Annotated in this window: 19 protein-coding genes; 7 read left to right on the top strand and 12 right to left on the bottom strand. The window is 65.7% G+C overall.

Features of this window, described 5'->3' with window-relative positions; genetic code table 11:
- Positions 1 to 799, top strand: a 799-nt coding sequence (locus tag Q0938_RS17620) for a glycosyltransferase (RefSeq protein ID WP_299365164.1), incomplete at its 5' end; no start/stop codon positions are given.
- A 59-nt stretch (positions 800 to 858) separates the two neighbouring features.
- Here Q0938_RS17620 and Q0938_RS17615 read toward each other — a convergent pair.
- The 5 genes from Q0938_RS17615 to Q0938_RS17595 form a co-directional block, all read right to left on the bottom strand.
- On the bottom strand, positions 859 to 1,740 hold the full coding sequence (locus tag Q0938_RS17615; protein WP_299365162.1) for a glycosyltransferase: 882 nt from the start codon (positions 1,738 to 1,740) through the stop codon (positions 859 to 861).
- A gap of 31 nt (positions 1,741 to 1,771) precedes the next feature.
- On the bottom strand, positions 1,772 to 2,794 hold the full coding sequence (locus Q0938_RS17610; protein ID WP_299365160.1) for a phosphoribosyltransferase family protein: 1,023 nt from the start codon (positions 2,792 to 2,794) through the stop codon (positions 1,772 to 1,774).
- 59 nt (positions 2,795 to 2,853) lie between these two features.
- Positions 2,854 to 4,302, bottom strand: a complete 1,449-nt coding sequence (locus Q0938_RS17605) for a lipopolysaccharide biosynthesis protein (protein ID WP_299365158.1) — start codon at positions 4,300 to 4,302, stop codon at positions 2,854 to 2,856.
- Positions 4,303 to 4,624: 322 nt separating this feature from the next.
- Positions 4,625 to 5,626 carry a replication initiator protein A gene (locus Q0938_RS17600; protein WP_366942780.1) on the bottom strand — a complete coding sequence of 334 codons (1,002 nt, stop codon included), beginning with the start codon at positions 5,624 to 5,626 and terminating at the stop codon, positions 4,625 to 4,627.
- 289 nt (positions 5,627 to 5,915) lie between these two features.
- Positions 5,916 to 7,121, bottom strand: coding sequence for a glycosyltransferase family 2 protein (locus Q0938_RS17595; RefSeq protein ID WP_299365154.1), 1,206 nt, complete (start codon positions 7,119 to 7,121; stop codon positions 5,916 to 5,918).
- A 403-nt stretch (positions 7,122 to 7,524) separates the two neighbouring features.
- Between Q0938_RS17595 and Q0938_RS17590 the strand changes: the two genes are divergently transcribed.
- A complete protein-coding gene (locus tag Q0938_RS17590; RefSeq protein WP_299365152.1) occupies positions 7,525 to 8,781 on the top strand; it encodes an O-antigen ligase family protein in 1,257 nt (418 codons plus the stop codon).
- A 173-nt stretch (positions 8,782 to 8,954) separates the two neighbouring features.
- On the opposite strand, the gene Q0938_RS17585 is transcribed toward Q0938_RS17590, so the two are convergent.
- Positions 8,955 to 9,731 carry a sugar transferase gene (locus Q0938_RS17585; protein ID WP_299365150.1) on the bottom strand — a complete coding sequence of 259 codons (777 nt, stop codon included), beginning with the start codon at positions 9,729 to 9,731 and terminating at the stop codon, positions 8,955 to 8,957.
- Between the two features lie 317 nt (positions 9,732 to 10,048).
- On the opposite strand from Q0938_RS17585, the gene Q0938_RS17580 reads away from it, so the two are divergent.
- Positions 10,049 to 10,996 (top strand): serine kinase, encoded by a 948-nt coding sequence (locus Q0938_RS17580; protein WP_299365147.1) that lies wholly within the window; start codon positions 10,049 to 10,051, stop codon positions 10,994 to 10,996.
- Positions 10,997 to 11,478: 482 nt separating this feature from the next.
- Here Q0938_RS17580 and Q0938_RS17575 read toward each other — a convergent pair whose 3' ends face one another.
- The 6 genes from Q0938_RS17575 to Q0938_RS17550 form a co-directional block, all read right to left on the bottom strand.
- Positions 11,479 to 14,097 carry a GNVR domain-containing protein gene (locus Q0938_RS17575; protein ID WP_299365145.1) on the bottom strand — a complete coding sequence of 873 codons (2,619 nt, stop codon included), beginning with the start codon at positions 14,095 to 14,097 and terminating at the stop codon, positions 11,479 to 11,481.
- Complete coding sequence (locus Q0938_RS17570; protein WP_299365143.1) at positions 14,097 to 15,116, bottom strand: glycosyltransferase family 2 protein; 1,020 nt, start codon at positions 15,114 to 15,116, stop codon at positions 14,097 to 14,099. The genes Q0938_RS17575 and Q0938_RS17570 overlap by 1 nt, the downstream gene beginning before the upstream one ends.
- On the bottom strand, positions 15,113 to 16,147 hold the full coding sequence (locus tag Q0938_RS17565) for a glycosyltransferase family 2 protein (protein ID WP_299365141.1): 1,035 nt from the start codon (positions 16,145 to 16,147) through the stop codon (positions 15,113 to 15,115). Before Q0938_RS17565 ends, Q0938_RS17570 begins: the two co-directional genes overlap by 4 nt.
- A 44-nt stretch (positions 16,148 to 16,191) precedes the next feature.
- Entirely contained in the window at positions 16,192 to 17,457 is a 1,266-nt protein-coding gene (locus Q0938_RS17560; protein WP_299365139.1) for a glycosyl transferase, read from the bottom strand.
- 343 nt (positions 17,458 to 17,800) lie between these two features.
- Positions 17,801 to 18,100: a chromosome partitioning protein ParB gene (locus tag Q0938_RS17555; protein ID WP_299365137.1), complete on the bottom strand. Its 300-nt coding sequence runs from the start codon at positions 18,098 to 18,100 to the stop codon at positions 17,801 to 17,803.
- Positions 18,100 to 18,759, bottom strand: a complete 660-nt coding sequence (locus Q0938_RS17550; RefSeq protein WP_299365133.1) for a ParA family protein — start codon at positions 18,757 to 18,759, stop codon at positions 18,100 to 18,102. Before Q0938_RS17550 ends, Q0938_RS17555 begins: the two co-directional genes overlap by 1 nt.
- A gap of 260 nt (positions 18,760 to 19,019) precedes the next feature.
- Here Q0938_RS17550 and Q0938_RS17545 point away from each other — a divergent pair, with 260 nt between their 5' ends.
- The 4 genes from Q0938_RS17545 to Q0938_RS17530 all read left to right on the top strand — a co-directional run bounded on the left by Q0938_RS17545 (position 19,020) and on the right by Q0938_RS17530 (position 22,169).
- On the top strand, positions 19,020 to 19,607 hold the full coding sequence (locus Q0938_RS17545; RefSeq protein ID WP_299365131.1) for a recombinase family protein: 588 nt from the start codon (positions 19,020 to 19,022) through the stop codon (positions 19,605 to 19,607).
- Between the two features lie 148 nt (positions 19,608 to 19,755).
- Positions 19,756 to 20,400 carry a DUF421 domain-containing protein gene (locus Q0938_RS17540; protein ID WP_299365129.1) on the top strand — a complete coding sequence of 215 codons (645 nt, stop codon included), beginning with the start codon at positions 19,756 to 19,758 and terminating at the stop codon, positions 20,398 to 20,400.
- Between the two features lie 260 nt (positions 20,401 to 20,660).
- Positions 20,661 to 21,671 carry a glycosyltransferase family 2 protein gene (locus Q0938_RS17535; RefSeq protein ID WP_299365127.1) on the top strand — a complete coding sequence of 337 codons (1,011 nt, stop codon included), beginning with the start codon at positions 20,661 to 20,663 and terminating at the stop codon, positions 21,669 to 21,671.
- A gap of 126 nt (positions 21,672 to 21,797) precedes the next feature.
- On the top strand, positions 21,798 to 22,169 hold the full coding sequence (locus Q0938_RS17530) for a glycosyltransferase (RefSeq protein ID WP_299365125.1): 372 nt from the start codon (positions 21,798 to 21,800) through the stop codon (positions 22,167 to 22,169).
- Positions 22,170 to 22,218 lie beyond the last annotated feature (49 nt).

The following is a 22,218-nucleotide window of genomic DNA, read 5'->3' as shown; positions in this document are numbered from 1 at the left end:
TCAGCATCACAACGAAAGCCGCCTGATCATGCCCTCAGGCCATCCGGGAAATTACACCAGCTTGACGGACGTGACCCCTGCCCGCATCGTCATCTATCTGCGCAATGTCGAGGTCGAGGATCTCGGCGGAGATCCGGGGGATCTTCGGGACGTCACCTATGTCGCCAACTCGCAGTTCACGGCCGATCGCTTCAACAGCCTGTTCGGGATCCGTTCGACGGTCGTCTATCCGCTGATCCGGCGCGAGATGTACGAGACCGAGACCTCACGTGAGAACGTGACCTTCATCAATCCGCACCCGCGCAAGGGACTGGAGGTCGCGCTGGCCGTGGCCGAACGCTGTCCCGACATCCCCTTCGCGTTCGTCGAGGCCTGGATGCTGAGCCCGGAAGAAAGAGCGCCGCTGATGCAGCGGCTGGCCCGCCTGCCGAATGTTACCTTGCGGCCCCCGACGCGCGACATGAAGTCGGTCTATGGCAGGGCCCGGATCGTGCTGGCACCCAGCAAGTGGCAGGAGGCGTTCGGGCGGATTGCTGTCGAGGCGCAGTTCAGCGGCATACCGGTCGTGGCATCCGCCTGCGGCGGGCTGCCCGAGGCGGTTGGCCCGGGTGGCATTCTGATCGAGCCGGATGCCTCGCACGACGTCTGGGCCGATGCCGTGCGGCGACTGTGGACCGATCAGGCGTTCTATGAAGAAAAATCCCGCGCAGCCCGCAGCTACTCCCACCGGCCCGAGATGAACCGGGACCGGCAGATCGACCGGCTGCTGGCGATCTTTGCGGGGCAGCAGGGAATCTGATCGGCTGGCGCCGGCCGCGCTGCCTAGCCTACGCACCTCGCCCACATCACGGGCCAGTTTCAGGAGCGGTAGGGGGGGCGGCCTGCTCTGAGACGCAACAGTTCGACATGCGACACGATCATCAGCGCGCCGATCACGCCGACGACCCCGACCTTTGCCAGGTTGCTCCTGTCCGAGCGACGGGTGGCCTTGGCCAGGTTGACGGCTTCGCGGGTGAACCGCCTGAATGCCTTGTAGGCACCTTCCTTGACCATGCCATCGGCATGCCAGCGGCCCCCGACCACCCGGCGACGCTTTCGGATCAGTTCCCGGATCGAGGCCCGGGTCGGATGGCGGACAGTCATCTTAGGCGCATAGACCAGCTTGTGCCCTGCCGCGATCATGCGCCGGGAACATTCCGAGTCCCCTGCGGACAGAAGGTCCGGGTTGAACCCGCCTATCGCCCGCAGGTCGTCGCGTCGGCACAGCCAGTTCGCGGTGAAGCACAGGCCATGCTCGACGTTGCCCTTCTGGTTGAAGGAATGGAGTTCCTCGTACTGGGCCGCCAGCGGCCCGGCGCCTTCCTCGCGAAACACGACCATCCGGCCCGCATACAGGCCCGCATCCGGCATCTCGTCGATGGCAGCAAGGGCCTGTTCCACCCAGTCGGGGTCCGGCACGCAATCGCCATCGGTGAACAGGACATATGTCCCCCTCGCCGCGGCGAGTCCCCGGTTCCGCGCCCGGTACGAGCTGGGGACCGGCTCTGAAAGAACCTGGACGAAATCGAACCGGCGGGCGGCTGCGGCGGTCCCGTCGGTCGATCCGTTGTCGACCACGATCACTTCAAAGCGGTCACGCGGCACGGTCTGGCGCGCGATCGCCTCAAGCGCCATGACGATCCGCCGCTCGCTGTTCCAGACGGGGATGATGATGCTGATCACAGGGTCGTTCTGCTGCATGGTGCACCAGGGTTCCTTCTGCTGAACGAGATCAGGTCCTGGACTGGGGGCGAACCAATCTTTTCAGGGTCCGGTAACCCGATTCCCCCAGGACATTGCGGGCCATGACCTTCCAGCGCTCGCCGGCGCTCTGACCGCGCTGCTTCAACCGGGTCGGCAGGCTGCGCATCTGCTGCCGCAATGCCGCAGGGGACAACGGCTCGGGCAGATGGATCTGGTGTGTCTCGACGCACAACACCGGCTTGCCTGACAGCCGGGCGATGGTTTCGGCCTGGCCTTCCTCGCTTTCGATGAACAGCGTACTGTCCGAGTTGCGATAGAACTCGGCCTTGAACCGGCCATGGGCGCCAAGGCGCTGGCGCTCCTCCTTGCTGGGCAGGTCCAGCATGACCAGCTCGCCATACTCGATCCCCTGGCGCTTCAGCCAGGCTTCGGTCAGGTCGCGGTATTTCTCGAGCCGACTGGTCACCAGCCAGCCGATCCGGCGCGAGGTCGTGTGCAGGGGAACCGCCTCGCTCAGGAAGCGGCGATAGGCCTCGCCGTCATCGTTTTCCTGTTCGGTGGGGTCCAGACACAGCACCCCGTCAATATCGACGCAGGCCTGTTCCAGCAGGATGTGGTGCATGAAGTTCCACTGGAAGATGCGGGGGTGGGCGACCTGCTCGAACACGAAGTCGACCTCGGGGTGACTGGCCTCGGCCCCGTAGACGGCGGCAAAGAGGATCTCGGCCTGCAGCCCCGCGGCGGCGACCCGTTCGCGCGCCTTGCGCATCGCGTCGCCCCTGAAGATGCTGTCGTCCAGGACAAGGATCCGGCGCATGTCGGCCAGACCCCGGTCCAACTGCGCGGTGCGCTTCGTCGTCCCCGATGTATGGATCCGCCCCTCCAGGAATGAATCGAGATCGGTCAGCGGAATGTTGGTGACCAGGCTCAGCAGGTTGGCGGCCAGAAGCCCGCTCCGGGGAATCCCGACCACCAGGTCGATATCAGGGGGCAGGCGGTGCAGATTGGTGATGATGGTGTCGTTCAGATCTGCCAGGGACCGATAGTTCATTGTCTTTCACCCTGATTCAGCAGGTTTGTTTTGTGGCGACGCAGCAGGCTTGGCCATGCTCATGCCCTTCTGCTGCGTACCCGGGCAGGCAGCAGCTTTTGCACCAGGGCACGCGCTTCGGCGAGGGCCTCGCGTCCGGCGGGGAACAGGGCAGCGACCCCCGCAACGATCAGATAGGCGAGCATGGCGGCGGCGATCAGGGCCGGCACCGGTGCTGCCGGCAAATGCGGTCTGAGGAGCCACAGGACGGCCACGGCGATATGGGCGCCCAGCATGAATGGCATTGCCGTGCGCAGGATGTGCCTGGCCTGCACAGGCCCCTTTCGGCCCACAAAGAGCCACAGCAGCGGCGTGCGCAGATACTCGCTGATCGCGTAAGCCAGCGCCACGCCAAAGGCCCCGTAGGGCAGGCCGATCACGAAGGCAGCCGCGGCGGTCAGCGCCCCGAAGATGCCCCAGTTCATGAAATCCAGGGACCGCCCCTGGCTGATGAACAGCCATCCGGAGGGATTGTTGAGCAGCTGCAGCAGCCCCGCAAACCCCAGCGCCTGAAAGATCCGCGCACTGCCGCGCCATTGCTCGCCCAAGGCCAGCGGAACCAGCAGCTCGGCGGTGGCGATCGCGACCGCGATGCCCGGCAAGGCGGCCAGCAGCAGCAATGGCACCACGCGCAGATAGGCTCGGCGATAGCGGTCGGGCTCGTCATTCATCCGCGACAGAGCCGGAACCATGACCTTGGCGAGCGGATTGGTGATCTGCTGCAGCGGGAACAGCAGCAACCTGTAGGCCCGGTCATAGAGCCCCAGCTCCTGGTTGCCCCAGCGGCGGCCGATCAGGATGCTGTCAAGGTTGCGGGCAAAATAGTTGGCAAAGTTGAAGCCGGTGAGGCCGGCGCCGAAGCCGACCATGTCTCTGGTCCCGCTGACCCAGCGCGGCAGACCGGGCCGCCAGTGCGAGCTGATCCAGGTGCCGACGGCCGCGACGATGATGGTGGTCAGGCCGCCGAAGAACAGCGCCCAATAGCTTCCTGTCACATAGGCCCAGATGATGGCCACCCCCAGCCCCAGCAGGGCGGCAAGACTGTCCAGAATGGCAAGGCGGCCGAATGCCATCCTGCGGTTGAGAAGGGCCTGGTGCTGCGCGGTAGCCCCCTGGATGAAAAGCTGCAGGCTCAGGGCGGCAACCAGCGGCTCGACCCGCGGCTCGCCATAGAACTCTGCCACCATGGGCGAGATCACGATCAGGACGGTCGCCAGCAGCAGGCTGACTGCAATGTTGATCCAGAACAGGCTGTTGATCTCGGCGTGGGTGACGGTCTTCTTCTGGACGGTCGCCTGGGTCAGCCCCAGGTCCTGGAACATCGCCGCAAACCCAAGCACCGGCGCGGCCATGGCGATGATGCCGAAATCCTCAGGCCGAAGAAGGCGCGACAGCACGATCACCGAGGCGATCTGGCAGCCCAGCTTGACGGCCTGCGCCGCGCCCGTGACCGCCGCGCCCCGGCCCACTGACCGCCCCAGCGACTGGGCCGGAGGGTCAAACCGTTTGCTGTCCTCGTCTATGATCCCGACTCCCGTTCACGACCTGAATCGGGCCGCCCGTCATCCGTGTGGCCAGACCTGCAGACAAGGTTGCAGGCACACGCCATGCCTATCGTGCGGCGGCGCAGCAAAGACAGCCGGCCGTCCTGCCGGAATAGGCGGGTGCGCGGGTCTGTCCGGCCATTGCGGAGCCCCCTATCCGGATTCCCCGCTGACCGGTAATCAGAACGGCGTGAGCACCCCCGCGCCCGGATAGAGCCAAAGGCAACCCGGTTGCGCGGCAAAGTGGTCAAGGCTGGCCACGCTTCTCGAAGACCTTGCGACAGAACCCGACAAAGGCCGCATCGGGATCGCGGGGCGCTTCAACGATCCAGTCGCGCCATTCCTGTTCCAGCGCGTGAACGTCCCAGCCCGGCGCGACCTCGCGGGCCTGATCGTAGGTCCCGGCCCGCAGCGGGCGGATCCTGCCATCGGCGGGTACCGGGGCCATGGTACCCCGGTTCAGAAAGATCACGATGTCGGTCTCGGCGTCGAAGGTAACCTGGTAATCGGGCAGATGGTCATGCTCGGCCAGCAGCTTGATCATCTGGCGGAACCGCTTTTCGGGGCTCTGCGAACCGGACTTGAGCAGCAGCTTTTCCAGCGAGATACGCCAGCTCTTCTGCTGGCCGCAATGCTTGCGCGCGAGTTCGTAGACACGGCGCTCGATGGGCTTGCGCAGCCGGAAGTAGTCGCGGTGAAGGGTCAGCACCTCCTGGTTCTGGATCGCATTGAAGACCCAGTCCGACAACTTGATCTCGCACCACATGAGCCGCCCGTCCATGCCCTGCTTGCGGCGGATGGACGAGGCGTCGATCAGGCCGAAGCCGTCGATCTGCTCCTCGTCCCCGGTGACGATGTTGGTGCGGATGCGGGTCCCTTCCAGGCGGTCCAACGCGTCGAGCAGCGCCTGGTATTCCCGCCCGCTGGTGCCGCGGTTGGTGAAGATCAGCAGCTCCCGCGAGTTGATCCGCACCCGAGGCGAGAAATCCTCGCCCCGCTTCAGCTTGGCCATGATCTGGCTGATGCAGTAGATCAGGATGTCCTTGTCATAGATCGTGGCCAGTCCCTTGACGCTGGGGGTGACCTCCAGCCAGTGCTCGCCGTTGCGATAGCGCTTGACGGTCGTCTCGGGCTTCTTCGACAGGGAGTAGAACGGATGCTCCATGTGCTGCATCACGTCCTTGAGCACGGCATCGGCGACGTCACAGATGAACAGATCATGCTGCGGATGCCGATCGGGCAGAAGCACCGGCAAGGAGTTCGTGTTTTCAGTCACCGGCACCAAGATTCGTGTTTTCAGTTACCATGTACAGAGATTCGTGGTTTCAGTTACCGGTGTCAAGATTCGTGTTTTCAGTTACCAAAAGGAGGATTTCAGTTACCGAGATTCGTGTTTTCAGTTACCCAGCGTTTATACAAGGTTCTGACATCACAAACTAAAATGGTCCTAAAAATACGCGTAACACATATACTAACACTATTTAACACAGAGGCCCTGTGGGCATATCTGTGGATAAGTAGTTTAGCCTAGTAGAAAGTCAGCCCTGGCGGGCAACCGCCCCAGCCAGCCACGAGACCCAATCAGGGGTCGCCGCAGGCATACGGTCAGGGGCACCTTCGGTGGCGCCAGGTCCACTTCCCATGTGGGTCGGCGCACGCACGGCAATGCGAGCCGCTATCGGAGCCGGAGGACGATCCCATGGCTGGCCCGGTGCTGGCATGGACGGCGGTAACTCGCCCTGGACCTGAAGCGTGATACCAGCAGCTCTGTTTCGCCCCCCCATCACTCGGCGTCTGCGACGATCTGCCATGCTGTCGACCAGACGGCGCAGCATCGCGGGATCAGCCAGCCGGGGCAGAACACCAGCCCAGCGACGCGCCTTGATGTCCGCAACCAGCCGCTCATAGCGCAAGGTGCGCCGCAACTGCCGGCCAACCGCCGCCGCAGCCCGTCGCGCAGCGGGGTCGGAAAGCGGCGGCAGGGCCTCATGCGCGGCGAGCATCGCCTCGACCGTGTCAACGGACAGCCGGTGCGAGATCGATCCGGGATGGCGACGATAGGCATAGAGGGGATCGGGCAGCAGCAGGAACCGGGCCCCATCGATCAGCAGTCTCAGGATCAGGTCGTAATCCTCGCCAATCCGCATGGCCGGATCATAGCGCCGCGCCCCAAGCACATCGCGCCGGATCAGAGGCTTGAGGTAGCCGAACCCCGGCAGACGCGGATCGCCGGAATTGCCCCGCAGATACAGATCCAGCCTGAGCTCCATCGGCGCCACAAGCGACAGGCTCTGCAGCAGGGTGCGGCCCTGCCCATCATCAAGGGCGCCAAAATGCACCAGATCGTCGGCGACGATGGCGGCATCGGCGGCCTCGGCCGCAACCACCAGCCGGGCCAGACGCTGCGGATGGATCAGGTCGTCGCTGTCGACGATGGCGATCCAGTCTCCTCGCGCCGCATCCAGCGCCAGGTTGCGGGTGGCTGCGGGACCCTGGTTCACCGCAGACGCGATGACCCGAACCCGGCGATCGTCTGCGCCGATCCGCCGCGCGATCGCCACGCTGTCGTCATCGGATGCGTCGTCGACCACGATCAGTTCCAGCCGTCGCTCGCTCTGCGCCAGCACCGCATTCATCGCGTCGGCCAGATACGCCGCGCCGCGGAAATTCGCCATCACCACGGACAGCAGTGGTGCGGAACCTGATGCAATCCCGAGGCTTGGAGGTAGATCCTTCAAAGTCATCGGAATGTCCCTGGTCCGGTGCGCAACATGTGAACGCCTTTCCGTTGACCGGCGGATGCCCGGCTTCCATAACCCCGGGCATTGAACACGACAACCGCGCGGCGGATCTGCCGGGTCTGCGCCTCAGGAAACATGCCATGCGGATTATTGCTGCCCTTGCTGCAACGCAGCAGACCCCTTGGGACCTCGCCAAGACTTCCGCCCCAGACCAGGTTCCGTGGGTGCGAAGGCTGAATGGTCTGCCGGTGGAGATCGCCGTGACCGCCGAAATGTCGGGCCGGGAACAGGTGACATGCCAAGCCCGATGACAGTGCCGTATGCCTCTCCCGACGCGGGATCCTATCTCGGGGGGGCGCGTGGAGCCCCGGGCGGAAAACGTCGTTCGCTGCCGCAGAGCCGAGGCGTGAAGATCAGCTACACGCCTGCGGCAGTCGCCGCGTTCCTGGCGATCATGGGCCTGACCTTCCTGCCGACGCTGGGGTCCAAGGGGGCGCTGCTGTTTCTGACGGCGGGCCTGATCCTGGGCCTGACCCGCCCCGGCGAGATGCTGGCGATGCTGCGGCAGGAATGGCTGATCATGGCGATGGCGCTGTGGTGCCTGTTCTCGTTCCTGTGGTCGGACTATCCGGCGATCTCGCTGCGCCATGGAATCCAGCTGGTTCTGACAGTGGTGATCTTCATTGCTATCTGCTTCCGGGTAGCCCCACTGACCTTCGTCAAGATCATCCTGCTCAGCCATTTCTTGGTCGGCCTGGGCAGTCTTGCATCGGGCCGCACCCGTGCCGATGGAGGGGGATTTCTTGGCCTGTTCGGCAGCAAGAATGCACTGGCCGCGGCCAGTGCGATCCTGATCATCGTTGCGCTGGCGGTCACGATCGACAGGCGCCTGAACTGGTACTGGCGATTGCTGGCGCTGCTTGGCCTGGTTCTCGGATCAGTGCTGCTGGTGATGGGCAAGTCGGCCGGCGCGTTGGTGGGGGTGATAGGCGTGATCCTGGCCTTCGGGCTGATCGTCGTCCTGCAGAGACTGGCGCCGATCGTCCGGCTGGTGGCAATCACCCTCGGGCTTGTGTTGATGATGGCCGCAGGGGTTCTCCTGTCCTCGATGTCGGATGAGCTGTCGCAGGCCTTCCTGGATGCCACCGGCAAGGACATGACGCTGACCGGCCGGACTGATCTGTGGATGATAGCGTTCCGCGAGATCGCCGAACGACCCCTGCTGGGGGCTGGGTTTCAGGCGGTCTGGGTCCCAGGCAACCCGCTTGCCGAGCAGATGTGGATGCAGTTCGGCATCAAGAGCCGGGGTGGGTTCAATTTTCACAACTCGCTGATTTCGAACGCTGTGGAGATCGGGCTGATCGGCGCAGCCATGCAGGCAGTGATCTTCTTCACCGCTCTGGTTTCAACCCTCTCCTGGGCGATCCGCAGCCCCTCAGCGGCTTCGATCTTCTTTGCGCTGTTCATGGTGCGGCAAACCATGTCGATGCTGATCGAGGTCGCATTCTTCACGCAGTTCTCGATCGATTCAGGGATAACCGTGGCGGCGGTCTTCTATGCGCATCGCTATCGACGGGCGACGGGGGCCGTGGAGACCCGGCGTCCCCGCGCCGAGCCTCGTCCCCGGGATCCCCGGCTGGCCCTGCCCATCCCGGATAGCTGATCGGGGCTTGTATGACGTGCGCGAAAGACCGGCGGCCTATAGGTAAATCCCTTGCTCCCTATCCGGGAGCATCCCCCGCCCGATAGGACTGGGTGTGAACAGATGGAGAGTTCTTACCTGTGGCTGCGCCATCCGTGTCCGCCCAGCACGGGCAGACACACCGGTATGCCGGTTCAGTGCGCGCCGCGCGACAGGGCAATGGCCGGAATGGTCAACAGGACGATGCGCAGATCACGCAGCAGGCTCCAGTTGATGACGTAGAACCGGTCCAGACGGACGCGTTCGGCATAGGTGGTATCACTGCGACCACTGATCTGCCACAACCCCGTCAGACCGGGGCGGGTGGACAGGTAGTACCGCCCGGACGCGCCGTAGTGGTCAAGTTCGGCAGTAACCACGGGACGCGGACCCACCAGGCTCATCTCGCCCGACAGCACGTTCAGCAGCTGTGGCAGTTCATCCAGGCTAAGCTTGCGCAGGACGGCCCCGATCGGGGTGACGCGGGGATCGTTGACCAGCTTGCGCTGCTGCCTCCAGATCACCTCGTCCGCCGGATGGTCGCGGAAGTGACGTTCCAGCACCTCGTCACCGTTGACCACCATTGTCCGAAACTTCCAGCAGCGGAACGCGCGCCCCTGAAAGCCGATCCGGCGATGGCCGTACAGCAGCGGCCCCGGGTCGGTCAGCTTGAGAAGCAGGGCGATACCCAGCATCAGGGGCACGAGCAGCGGCAGGCTGAGAATCACCAGAAGAATGTCCAGGGCTCGCTTGGCCCAGCCCCCCACCGGTTCGGATGCCGGGCCGACTCGCAGGGTCGGCGAAGTTCCGCCGGTTGCAGAAAGGGTCTTGCCAGCACCCATCGGCGAAAGGTCATTATCGGAAATAAATTCGTGAACGCGAAACATCTGCATTCCAACACCCAAACACCAGAACATCGTCCGCCGCTGCACGAAATGCCCCGGGAGAGAGGTCGTCGCACAGCAGAAACCTTGGGCACTATCTAGATAAAATTTTCCCTATTCAACGCAGACCTTAAACACGAACAAGTCAGCAGGCCGTGCGGGCCATGGTTAACACAATAACTTACTGATTAAGAATAAAATTTAAGAGAAATCCCTGCAGCCTGTATTTTTCGACAGGTCGGAATATGTCTGCGCCAAGGGGCTCGGTGCCCTGAGTATACCATCTCCATCGACGAATGCCGCGGGGACCCCGCCGGAAGCGATAAGCAAAGGCGTAGCTCTTCCCGACCCCTTTCGGACCTGCCGTGCCCGCGTGTTCACCCGCACATCGCTACACTGCGTATGGCCTCGCCATTGCGTCGGACGTGCCTCTGCCGGAACTGACGCCGTGGCCGGACAGGGGCGCGGACACCACTGATCTGCGCATCGCCGAACTGGCGGCAGGGGAGGGCTCCGGCGAGGTCGTTCCGATCGAGGCGCAGGGCGATAGGTCCGACTGCCGATTTTCGTCCCACGGCACCTGGTTCTGGTGGCCGCAGGTCGGGGGGTTCTCTGTCACGGCCGACGGGACGCGGATCGACATCGCACGGGCCCCCGGGGTGTCCGACGACCTGCTGGCCTTTCCGCTGCTAGGTCCGGTCCTGTTCGAGGCGCTGCGCCGGCACGGGCTGTTCGTCCTGCACGCCAGTGCCGTGGTCTATTGTGGGCAGGGAATGGCGTTTCTGGCCGACAAGGGGGTGGGCAAGTCGACCACCGCGGCCGATCTTCTGCGGAACGGCGCACAACTGCTGGCCGACGATCTGGTGGCGATCGACGGACGGGACCGGATGTTGCCCGGGTTCGGCCAGGTCAAGCTTTCGGGGGCGGCGACCCGGTTGTTGCCGAGCGACGCGGTGCTGCGCGGCCATGTCCACGACCGGATCGACAAGGTGCGGGCGATGCTGGCCCCCGACCGGCTTGCCCCTGCCCCCGTTCCGATCCGGCGGCTGTACCTGCTGGAACGCGCCGGGGCCGGGCAGGCGTCCTCCGTGGTATCGATACCCGCATCCGACTGCCTGGGGGCGGTGCTGCGGTTCTCCTATGCGGTGCGGTTCGGCGACGCGCTGCTGAAGGGTCAGGCTGCTGTGGATCATTTCCGGGCCGCGGCCCAGGTGGCGACACAATGCCCGCCCCGCCGGCTGCGGCTGGCCGAGGAGCTTGAGCGGGCCGACGACATCCGTGCCGCAATCGACCGCGATCTGGATGACATCTGATGCACCGCACCGAAGCTGATCGTTTGATCGGCGTCTACCGTAAGGGGTGTCCACTCGGCAACGCACCCCCTACCCTGGGATCCGCAGCTAGGGACGCGTCTATGTGATGGAGGCGGGCCGGATCGTGGAGGTCGAACGTCCGCGAACAGCCGGCCGGTGTAGACAGCTATCTGGGCAGGATGACCAAGTGAGGGTGCGGGTCCGGGCGCCGGGGTCCTTGGGTGCGGACGACTGCCCATGCGATATAAGCCAGAATCACCACCTGCAGCGCCAGTGTGGCCGCCGCCGCCATCCCGATGATCTGCCAGAAGGAATGCTGGGCCCCGACCCCCCAAGCCACAACAGCCCCGTGCAACGCCACGGCGACCATCATATAGCGTATAACGAACATCGCCTCTCCCCGATTCCCGCTTAAGCTTAATGCAGGAAGTAGGCCGGAGGCATTAATGGATCGTTAAATTTTTAAATCTTGCAAGCTGTTCCTATCTACCCCGCAACGAGAGGTATTCCCGCGACCGGCTGAGATAGTTTTCCATCGCCTCCGGCACCAGGAACGATCGCAGGCGGCGCAGGTCGACCCGGTCGTAGACCACCCCCAGACAGCGGGGTTCCAGTTCCGGGTGGTCGATCAGGGCCGTCTCGACCATGCTGCGCGGGGTCCGGCCCCATTCCCCGACGATCGCAAAGCGCGGGATCTCGTTCAGGATCGCCCGGCCCTGCACCACCGGGTAAAGCGGTGGAACGTCCACGACGACGCAGTTGAACATGTCGCAGGCATCCTCGAGCAGTTCGCGCCACATCTGGTTCGTCAGCAGATCGTCCGAAGCGCCTCCCCCCTCGGTTCCACAGGGCAGCACGGTGATGTTGGTGTTGGCGATGCCGACCAGCATGTCCTGCCAGTCGCCCCGATCCGCCGCCGCATCGGTCAGCCCGGGCTTGCGGTCCAGACCCAGCGTCCGGCTGAGGGCACGGCCGCGGCTGTCGGCATCGATCAGCAGGACCGATTGCAACCCCAGCCCCAGCTGGCCGGCCAGGTTCAGCGAGACCTCCGACCGGCCCGGATAGGGGTGGAACGAGGTCAAGCCGGTGACCGGCAGGCCGGTCTCCAGCTTGTCCGCGGCCATGCGGACATGGCGCAGCGTCTCGGCATAGACCGAGTTGGGATAGTGCAGTACCGGCACCGGCACCGAGATGACCGGAATCTCCGGCAGGCGGAGGGCCGGCAGCGTCTGCCTGGGCGATGGCGCGCTGAGTACGGGTTTGGTAGGTGCAGCCTGCTCCGACTGCGTCTTCGTCTGTCCCGGCAGGGCCTTTTCCCCGGACGCCTGTCCCGGAGGAACCTGTCCGGAGCTGCCGCCCGTGAGACCGGCGGCAGCCCGTTTCTCTGCTCGGTCCATCTGTCGTTTCTGCCCCCGCTTCAAGCCACGTTCGGGGGGACGGACCAGCCGGGTGGTCGGCGGCGGGGCGCGGCGCAACCGCGATCGGCGGACCCGCGGCAGCACTGGCAGATGGCCCAGAAAACGCAGGTTGGAATACTCGGTCACGTCGGTCGAGGTCCGCAGGAACCGCTCGCGCGATTCGCGCAAGGCAGCGCGGCCCAGACCGAAGAACAGCCCCAGCAGCGTTGCGGCCAGCGCCGTGCGCAGCGTCGCCGGCCCCGAGGGCGCGGTCGGCACCTGCGCATAGGACAGGATCCGCACGTTGGACACCGGAAAGGATTGCTGCTGCTCGATCTCCTGCGACCGGGTCAGGGTGTCCTGGTACAGCGTGGACAGCGTCTGGGCCTTTTCCTGCAGCGCCCGCAGCCGGACCAGTGTGACGGCCTGGGCGCTGTTGCGCTGACTCGCCTCGTTGACGCTCTTCTGCAGGGCCTCGACCCGGGCCTCGGCGACGCTCAACTCGCTGCGCGCTTCTTCGCGGTGGGCCTGCAGTTCAACGAACAGCCGCTCGGCGGTGGCAGCCAGGGTCTGGCGCATCCCGGCGACCTGGGGATGGTTCGGACCCGATATCTGGATAAGACGCTGCAGCCGGGCACGGACGTCGTTATAGGTATTCAGCCGCGCGACCAGCGTGTCCGACATGGTACCGCCGATTGCGAGCGCGTTGCCTTCGGTCAGTCCCTCGACCCCGCCCTCGACGGCCCGGTCATAGGTTTCCAGAACGGCCCGCGCACGAGCCACCTCGCTGATCGCGGTGGTCAGGCTGGCGTTGAGTTCATTCACCGCCTGTTCGCTCAGCAGCGACCCCGTGGAAGACGCCACAAGCCCGTTTTCGGTGGCAAAGCGCTCGGCCTCGTCCGCGGCGGCCTGGGCCTGGGTCTGCAATTCGTCGAGGCGGGTCCGCATCCAGGCGTTGGTCTGACCGACGGAATCGGCATTGGAGGTCAGGATGTCCTGGATATAGGCATCGGCATAGGCGTTGGCGGCTTCGGCCGCAATGACCGGATCGTGAGAGGTGAACTTCACCGCCACGGCCGTGCTCTGCCCCACCCGGAAGATGTCGACCCCGCCCTGCAACCGCATTGCCGCCAGCCGCTTCGTGGGGTCGACGATGATGGGCGACGTGGGCGCGGCCTCGTCCGACGCGATTGCCTCGGCCGCCGGTTCGGCCGGTACGATCGTTTCTGCCGGGGCGACAAGGGTCATCACCTGGTCGCGCACCCAGGTGAACGGGCGCAGCACGGTGTCGATGGCGCCGTCGATCATCGTCGCAAAGCCCGACTCCGGCGGGTTCATGAAGGTTTCGCTTTCATGCAGCCCCGTGCGGTCCAGCACGTCGACCGCCAGCTTTTCCGAGTACAGCACCACCCGCGCATTCTCGATCATGTCCGCCGCCTGGACCGTGTCGATGCCGCCCGCCTGACGCACCGCACGGTTCATGCTGGCGTCCAGCAGCAGGTTGGCGGCGGCATCGTAGGTCGCGGGTTTGGACAGGGCATAGGTCAGGCCAAGCGCGCCCATCAGCACTGCGGGCAGCAGGATGGTCATGCGCTGTCGGCGCGCAGCGATCATCAGCCGACGCAGATCGATGGTCTGGACCTGCGATCCGGGGCCCACACCGTAGACGCTGGTCGAGGCATAGGATCTCATTTCGCGCGACATCATCTTCCTTTCGGTCCGACGGGACCGTTGGGTTCCGCCTGTTCGGGCGCCGCCCCATAGAGTTCAACCTGCCGGGCGCCGGCCAGATAGGCCGCGGCGCCCACATGCAATGCCGCCCGCATGATCTGGCGATTGCGCCAAGCTGGCCGGATCCCGCCCAACAGCGCCAGACCGCCACAGGCCGCAGCCTTGGCACCCGCCAGCCCCGCCGCCTTGAACCGGCCCGTACGGGATCGGTTCCGCGCGATCAGGCTGGCATGGGTCTGACCCATGCGATAGCGGCGCCGCAGCAGCCAGGCCATGCTGGCCCGGTCGGCCGGAACGGTCTCGTGCACGATTGCGTCAGGCGCAAAGGCGATGCGCCCACCGGCGGCCAGGAAATCGGCGAAGAAGGCGGTGTCCTCGCCCCCCGAGCGTCCGCGCGCCAGATCGAAACGGAGATCCCGGGTGGCGGGATCGGCCAGGTCGATCAGGGTGTTGCAGGTATAGGCCGAGATGATCGTGCCATCGGCCCGGGTGACCGGCAGCGTGTCGTGAACCCGGGCCTGCGCCATCCAGCCGGGTGCGCCGGGCAGGTAGGCCGCCCGGACCGGACCGATCACGGCGCCTGCGCCGGTCTCTTGGTTGGCAGCGTCGCGCCAGCGCCGGACCAGGGCAGCCAGCCAGCCAGGTTCCACGGTCTCGTCATCATCCAGGTAGACCAGCAACCGTGTTCCGGTGCTGCGGGCATGGTCGAGCAGCGCATTACGCGCGATCGAGATGCTGGCCTGGGGTGCATGAAGATAGGTGATCGGCATCGGATGCGCCGCAGCGATGTCCTGAACCCGCGTGCGGGCCGAAGCCACGGCATCGTTGTCGGCGACGGCAATGGTGACCGGCAGCCCGCAGGGGTCCAGTCGCGCCAGCGAATCCAGCGTAACGGCCAACTCCGGCCGGCGGAAGGTACAGATGCCGATCAGCACCGCATCCGGCGGTGTACCGTGATCCAGCGGTGTGTCGTGGGGAGTTGGCGCCGTCATGCCGTCGCTCCCCTTGTGGTTGCGCCCGGGCGCGGGGCCAGCCATTGGCGCCAGAACCCGACCGACCATGCCAGATGCATCAGGCCGGCCACGAAGCCGGAGACCAGTCCTGCAGGCCGGCGCGTCTGCAGCGCGATCGCCCCCCCACCCGCGAGGCAGGCCAGCAGCCAGAGGATCAGCGGCAGGGCAAGAAGGGGGTGCAGCGGGGTCAGCAGCGCCAGCGCCAGTGCCGGCGCCAGCAGGGCCACGACCGCCTGGCGAAGTCCGGGGCGGGCGTCATGCTTGATCAGATTGCGGGCCCGGCCGCGGCCGAAATTGTAGTATTGCCGCATCAGCGGGCGGATCCCGCGACGCGGGAAATAGGTCAGCCGGGTCAGTCCGGTCAGCCAGATCCGGTGACCGGCCGCGATCATGCGGCGATCCAACTCGGCATCCTCGTTGTGGCTGAAGCTTTCGTCATAGCCGCCCACGTTGCGAAACGCACTGGTGCGGATCAGTGCGTGATGGCCGTGCTCGACCCAGGCGCCATCCCCGGCAAGGCGGTGGGCAGACCCGCCATTGCCGATGCGCGAGTTCTGCGCGTCGGCAATGATGCGTTGCATCGGCCCGATGCCTTCGGCCTGCATCGAGACGACCACGCTGTCGGCGCCGGTCCGGTCGGCCTCGACCAGCAGGATGTCCGCGAAATCATCGGGATAGGCGCTATGGGCATCCAGCCGCAGGATCCACTCCATCCTGTCGCCGAACTGCTCGACCGCCAGATTGACCGCCGCCGCCTGCAGTCGGCGGGGATTGTCCAGCAACCGGATGCGCGGATTCGCCATCGCCTTGCGGTGCACGATGGCGCGGGTGGCATCCTGCGATCCGCCATCCGCCACCACGATCAGCCCCGGCGCCCGCTCGGCGAAGCCGGCGATCCCGTCAAGAACCTCGCCGACATGGCGTTCCTCGTTCAGGGTCGGAACGACGATCAGCACCCGAGCCGTGGGATGCGCTGCATCCAGACCATGGGCCGAGCGGGGATCGGACACGGCGTTAACCTCGGGAGTGGACATCGCGGGGGGCATGGCGGCGTTCACCCCGCGACCGTGGCGGCCGGCACCGGTTCGTTCCGCACAGGTGCTGCACTTGGTGCCGGGACAGGGATGGCCGGTTGGCCGCAGATTGCCGCGGTCAGGCGGCGGCATTCCGCATCGTCCATTTCCAGGCGGTCACGCGGGATGGCGGTGGTGGCCGCGCGGCGCGCAGCCAGGGTCGCTGCATCCAGCGCCGACAAGGCCGTGCTGACTGCATGCAGATCGGGCGCGTCCACGGTCACGCCGCAGTTCCAGGACTGCGCCCGGCGTGCCACTTCGGTGTCCTGCAGGGCGACCGGCACGGCTCCGTTCAGGCAGCCTTCGTAGAGCCGGTTCGGCAGCAGCCAGTCCGAGTTCTGGCCTGCCTGGTAGCGGTCGATCAGCCAGGCCACGTCGACCCCGGCGTAGATGCCGGGCAGATCGTCGGGCCAGCTGTAGGGACCAAGAAAGTTCAGGTCGGGGTTGGCGCCGATCACCTGGTGAAAATCGGGCATCACGTCCAAGGCCGGCCGCCCGCGCAGCACCACCCGGAACCGCCCGGGCTGCGCTCGCGTCAGTGCGTCCAGCACCTGCAGGGACCAACGGCAGCGCAGCATGCCGAACCAGCCGATGATCAGCGGGCCGCCGGTCTCCAACCCGCCGGGCGCCGCCCTGACCCTGATGCTGTCGGTCCCGACAGTCGATGCCGGAGGGGCAAAGGGCTTGTTCTCGACCAGCAGGGTCGGCACGTGAGGCTGGCCGTGGTCGCGCAGGTAGCGGCGTTCAAAGGCGGGTGAGGACAGTACCACCAGATCCGTGGCGCGCAGCAGGGCGGCCTCGATCCGGCGCAGGGTTCTCGCGATCGTCCCCTGCCCCAGCATCATTCCGTGGATGTCCAGCAGCTCGTAGACCAGCCGGCCTTTCGGCTTCCGCCCGCCCTGTCCCGCGCGCCGCCGCCGGCGCAGCAGTGCCGCACCAAGCGCCAGCATTTCCAGGTTGCGCGCCAGCACCACCTCGGGGGTCCCTGCCCTGCCCGGTTCCGCCCCCTGCCCCGATGTGTCGGGCTGCGGAATCTGGCGCGCGATGCGCGGAAGCGCGGCCAGGATTGCGCGCACCCGCTGGATCATCCGGCCATTGGCCGTGTGTCCGAGAACCGTCGCCGGCTCAGGCAGGTCCCCCGTTCCGCGGCGGAAACCGGCAACGGTGACCCGCGCGCCTCCGCGGCGCAGCATGTCCACGCGACGCCAGACCGACGGATCGTCGAGGTCATGGGCGAGATAGGTCACACGCAAGGACATTTCTCCGGCTGGGAACACCGTTTCAGCGGGCCAAGCCAACTTCATACGACAAGAATCTTAACGATCAGCAACAACTTGCTGCGTGGCATAACGAAGTCGGACGGTTCAGAAAACCGCTGACTGCCAATGTCTGTACAAACAGACGTAAAAAAACGCGTGATCGAGACGCGCCGACCCTCTCAGGTCCAACCGGTTCCGGTCCTTGTTCTGGCCTAGCAGCCTGGAATGTGCCCGACAAGCCAGGGAAGAGGCGCATGCCATCTATTCTTCTAACACCTGATTATCAAATAAATCCGGTAAATATAAACACCAGATTATGTATCTAATCCGGTTACTTTTCGGCCTCCTCCGCGGCCTTGTAGAGCGCCCAAGCTTCTTCCAGGATCACGCCCTGCTGCACGCCGCGGCGTCGGGCCTCGCCAGCGATCTCGGTTGCAACATGGGGCAACACCTTGGCATGGACCTGGCCGGTCCGGGGGCTGGGCTTGCGACCGCGGCGACGGCCCGGGGCGCGATCGACGAATCCCAGTTCCTCGCCGGCCCGTTCGGCCCGTTCCACGGCGGCGGCGCTGTGGTCCTTTTCGCGCGACCTCAACCGGCCCAGATCGACGCTGAAGGGTTTGCTGGTCATCACGCGTCCTCCGTCATCCGGGCATAGACGGCACGGGCGAAGTCCTCGGCATTGCGGATCGCGGCGTCCATGTTGCCTTGGGGGGGCATGTTGCGCAGATCGCCCCCGAACTCGAACAGCGCCGAGAACGCCGCACGCTCCATCAGCGGCGGTTCCAGGAGAGCGACGCCCTGGTCACGCAACGATGCTTCGATGCCGCTGTGCTGCTTGGAGCGGATCGCCTTGGTCATGGTGAAAACGACCGCATGCGGAATCCGCCGGTCCAGCGCCTCTTCCTCTTCCTGGATCAGCTGCAGCGCCCGTACCCCGACGGTCGCATCCAGCGTGGTGGCCCGCATCGGCGTGATCACCAGATCGGCCTGCGAGATCGCGCGACTCACCAGGCGCGATGCCACGCCCTCCAGATCCACGATGACGATCTGCCCGTCCTGGTCATGGCGCTTGATGGTACGGACGATCTCGGCCTCACCGATATCGGACAGGACCTCGATGCGGTGCGGGACCGCGGCGCGGCCGGCCCACAGTGACAGCGACCGGTTCGGGTCGCAGTCGAGAAGAGTGACCCGGGCTCCCGCATGCGCAAGCTCGGTGGCCAGCACGATGGCCGTCGTGGACTTTCCGGCGCCCCCTTTGGGCGATGCGATGACGATGGTTGGCATGAGCGGACCTTTGGTAGGTATAATAATCAGATATAAAAACAAATCCGGTTATCAGGTAAATCTGGTTTCGGAGCAACATGGGAACTTAACGACAGATCCGACGGGTCGGGCGGGGCAGGGGCTATTCGTCCAATAGGGGATCGCCACCCGGACAGTCTCGCGCCCCAAGGCGTGGGTCGTCCCCTGCGGGGTCGGCCCGTCTCGTTTGAGTGGTCCGCAAGGTTTTGCATTGCCGGTCCCCCTTGCGTTACACCCGGACGATGCCTTCGCTTCTCATCGGCTATGCCCGGTGCTCGACCGACCGCCAGGACCTTGCCGCGCAGCAGGCGCTTCTGCGCGGGCTGGGGGTGGTTGCCGATCGTATCTACACTGATCATGGTCTGACCGGCACCAGCCGGGCGCGCCCGGGTCTGGACCAGGCACTGGCCGCGGTACGCCGCGGCGATACGCTGGTCGTGCCCAAGCTTGATCGGCTGGCACGATCGGTGCCCGATGCCCGCGCCATTGGCGACAGCCTGGCCGAACGCGGCGTCCGTCTGCAGATCGGCACCACGGTGCATGACCCCGACGATCCGATGGGCAGGCTGTTCTTCAACATCCTGGCCACCTTTGCCGAATTCGAGGCCGACCTGATCCGGATGCGCACCCGGGAGGGCATGGCGGTCGCCCGGGCCCGGGGCAGGTTGCGGGGCAAGCAACCCAAGCTGTCGGATCGCCAGCAGACGGAACTGCGCCGGATGCATGCCACCGGCGACTACACGATAAGCGACCTGGCCGAGCTTTTCTCCATCTCTCGACCGACTGTCTACCGCACGCTGGCCCGGCAGGCGGGCCGGGCTCAGGGCTGACCTGAGCCGACGTCCATCGCTGCGCGCTGTTTGAAAAGGGGTCTGGGTCCGGCTCTCCGACCCGGTCCGGCGACCAGCGGTGGCGGGCAGGGCAGGGGGGCCTTTCCCCGGTTGGCCCGATCTATCCCGCGTGCCACAATCCGGCCTCTTGTCGGCACCGCGACCAGCCGCAAAGCGGAGAAGCATCCTGGACAGTTCGTCGGCCCTGTCGATCCTGGACCTCCTGTCCGATCTGGTGATCGGGGTCCTGACCCCCGAGGACGGGTGGAGCGCGCGGTTCGTGCTGCGTGTCGGGCTGAGCACGGTGATGCTCTACTGCTATATCGTGGTGCTGGCCCGCCTGTTCGGGTCCCGCACCTTCGCCTCGTTCACCTCGTATGATTTCCTGACCAACATTGCCGCGGGCTCGCTGGTGGCCAGTGCGATCATGGGTCCCAATGTCGTCGAAGGGGGGCTTGGGCTGCTAGTTCTGGTGCTGCTGCAGGCGATCGTCTCCGGGGCGTCGGCGCGCTGGCGGCCGGCCAGCCGGGCTTTCGACAATGCACCCGTGGTGCTGGTGGCCCGCGGCAGGCTGCAGCGCCAGGCAATCCGGCAGAGCCGGGTGTCCGAGGCGATCATTGCCCAGCATCTGCGTCAGGCAGGAGTGACCGATCTGTCCCGGGTCCGCTTTGCCGTGCTGGAATCCGGCGGCAATCTGAGCATCGTGCAGGGCGATCCGGAAGACTGGCTCGACGACATGGACAGCGGCTTTGCGGATCCACACGTCCCGCCCAACCCTTCAGTTGGGCGGTAAGCGGGGCAGGGGTTTGATCGCATGTGATCTGGCCTACCCATTACAGCCGGCCCGACTATGCGGTCATCCTTGCCCGTGAAGCGAGGATGAAGAGGCCCCCCAATGAAGCGCAAGATCCTGCTGGCCGTGCTGCTGGCGACCCGGGCGATTGTGCCAACCGTCAGGTTGAGCCAGCCGGATCAGACGCCTAGAGTGTGGCCGCCCGGCCATCACGGATCACACCCATTCCAGATCATCCCATCCCCGCCGACCGCTCTGCGATGGTCACGCCGATCGCTCCTGCGGCTGTCGCCCCGCGCCCTGCGAGCGTGTCCGTCCTGGTCACGGCCTACAATGCCGCGGCCACGATCGGCGATGCGGTGCGCACTGCGCTTGCCGAACCCGAGGTGGCCGAGGTGATCGTCGTGGACGATGCATCGCAGGACGCGACCCTTGCTGCGGCCCGCGCCTCCGCCCCCGACGATCCGCGGCTGAAGCTCATCCGCTGCCCGCAGAACGGCGGCCCGGCCGCGGCCCGCAACCGCGCACTGGACGAGGCAACCGGGCGGTTCGTCGCGATCCTCGATGCCGACGATTTCGTCATGGCCGGCCGCTTTGCGCGGCTGCTGGCGGTGCCGGACTGGGACATGGTGGCGGACAACATCCTGTTCGTGCCCGAAAGCGCCGATCCCGATCATCTGCCGCCAGTCCCCGCGGTGTCACACGCCGACGTGATCGACCTCGACCTGGTCGATTTCGTGCGCGCCAACCGCTCGGCGCGCACGGGCCCGCGCGACGAATGGGGTTTTCTCAAGCCGGTGATCCGGCGCGACATGCTGCAGCGCCTCGACCTGCGCTATGACCCCGGCCTGCGGCTAGGCGAGGATTACGACCTGTATGTCCGCCTGTTACAGCAGGGCGCGCGGTTCCGGGTCAGTCCGCAGGTGGGCTATGCCGCCCGCTGGCGCGACAATTCCCTGAGCGCCAGCCACCGGACCGAGGATCTGGCCGCCCTGACCCGCGCCGCCACTGCGCATCTGGCCGCCGCGGGGCTGAGCGGGGCGGCGCGCACCGCCCTGGTCGCGCATCGCCGCGACCTGCAGAACCGCTTTCTGCTGCGCGATTTCCTGGATCGGCGCGGCCGGCGCGGCCGGATCGGGGCGGTGCTGGACACGTTCCGCCGTCCCACCACGCTGCTCCCGATTGCCCGCGGCATCCTGCGGGACAAGCTGGCCGCGCGCCGGTCACATGCTCCGGCGACCCGGATCGGCCATCTGCTGATCGAGAGATAGGCTCGGCGTATCTGCCGTCCGCCAATCGTCACGGGGGCGTTCGCGCAACTTCCAGGTCATATGTCTGTTGATCTGCCCCTGAACCGCCTAAGCCTTGCGTGACACATCCCTGCCAGAGACGCCCGCATGAACATCCTTCTCGCCAGTGCCCATCCCTATATTCCGCAGATGATCGGCGGGGCACAGTCGAGCATGCACGATCTGGCAACCGAGTTCGCCAGGCGCGGCCACAAGGTCGGGGTGCTGTCCGGCCTGACGGGCGAGGGATGGGTGGGCAGGAAAAGCCGTGTGAGGCTGAAACTGGGCCGCCGCAACTACGTCATCGACACCAGTCTGGGATATCCTGTCTATCGTGCCTGGTTCCCCTGGGAGGCCGCGGCCGACGTGGCGCGTCACATGCGGGCCGATGTCGTCGTGCCGCAATCCTGGCACCCCGTCAGGATTGCCAGGGCGCTGAACGGGGGACCTGCCCGGGTAGTGTCCGAGCACGTGGTGTAATTTCAGCGCCGTCGACGGTGTGATCCCGGGTGGTCACCGAGGTGTATGG

It is taken from the genome of uncultured Paracoccus sp., assembly GCF_947496875.1.
Taxonomy (GTDB): domain Bacteria; phylum Pseudomonadota; class Alphaproteobacteria; order Rhodobacterales; family Rhodobacteraceae; genus Paracoccus.
This window is presented reverse-complemented; position numbering and strand designations above follow the sequence as displayed.

Bases quoted from the DNA above. Each gene is read 5' to 3' on its own strand.
- Q0938_RS17615 (WP_299365162.1), bottom strand. From the start codon at position 1,740: ATGCAGCAGAACGACCCTGTGATCAGCATCATCATCCCCGTCTGGAAC.
- Q0938_RS17610 (WP_299365160.1), bottom strand. From the start codon at position 2,794: ATGAACTATCGGTCCCTGGCAGATCTGAACGACACCATCATCACCAAT.
- Q0938_RS17595 (WP_299365154.1), bottom strand. From the start codon at position 7,121: ATGACTTTGAAGGATCTACCTCCAAGCCTCGGGATTGCATCAGGTTCC.
- Q0938_RS17575 (WP_299365145.1), bottom strand. From the start codon at position 14,097: ATGTCGCGCGAAATGAGATCCTATGCCTCGACCAGCGTCTACGGTGTG.
- Q0938_RS17570 (WP_299365143.1), bottom strand. From the start codon at position 15,116: ATGACGGCGCCAACTCCCCACGACACACCGCTGGATCACGGTACACCG.
- Q0938_RS17555 (WP_299365137.1), bottom strand. From the start codon at position 18,100: ATGACCAGCAAACCCTTCAGCGTCGATCTGGGCCGGTTGAGGTCGCGC.
- Q0938_RS17550 (WP_299365133.1), bottom strand. From the start codon at position 18,759: ATGCCAACCATCGTCATCGCATCGCCCAAAGGGGGCGCCGGAAAGTCC.
- Q0938_RS17545 (WP_299365131.1), top strand. From the start codon at position 19,020: ATGCCTTCGCTTCTCATCGGCTATGCCCGGTGCTCGACCGACCGCCAG.
- Q0938_RS17535 (WP_299365127.1), top strand. From the start codon at position 20,661: ATGGTCACGCCGATCGCTCCTGCGGCTGTCGCCCCGCGCCCTGCGAGC.
- Q0938_RS17530 (WP_299365125.1), top strand. From the start codon at position 21,798: ATGAACATCCTTCTCGCCAGTGCCCATCCCTATATTCCGCAGATGATC.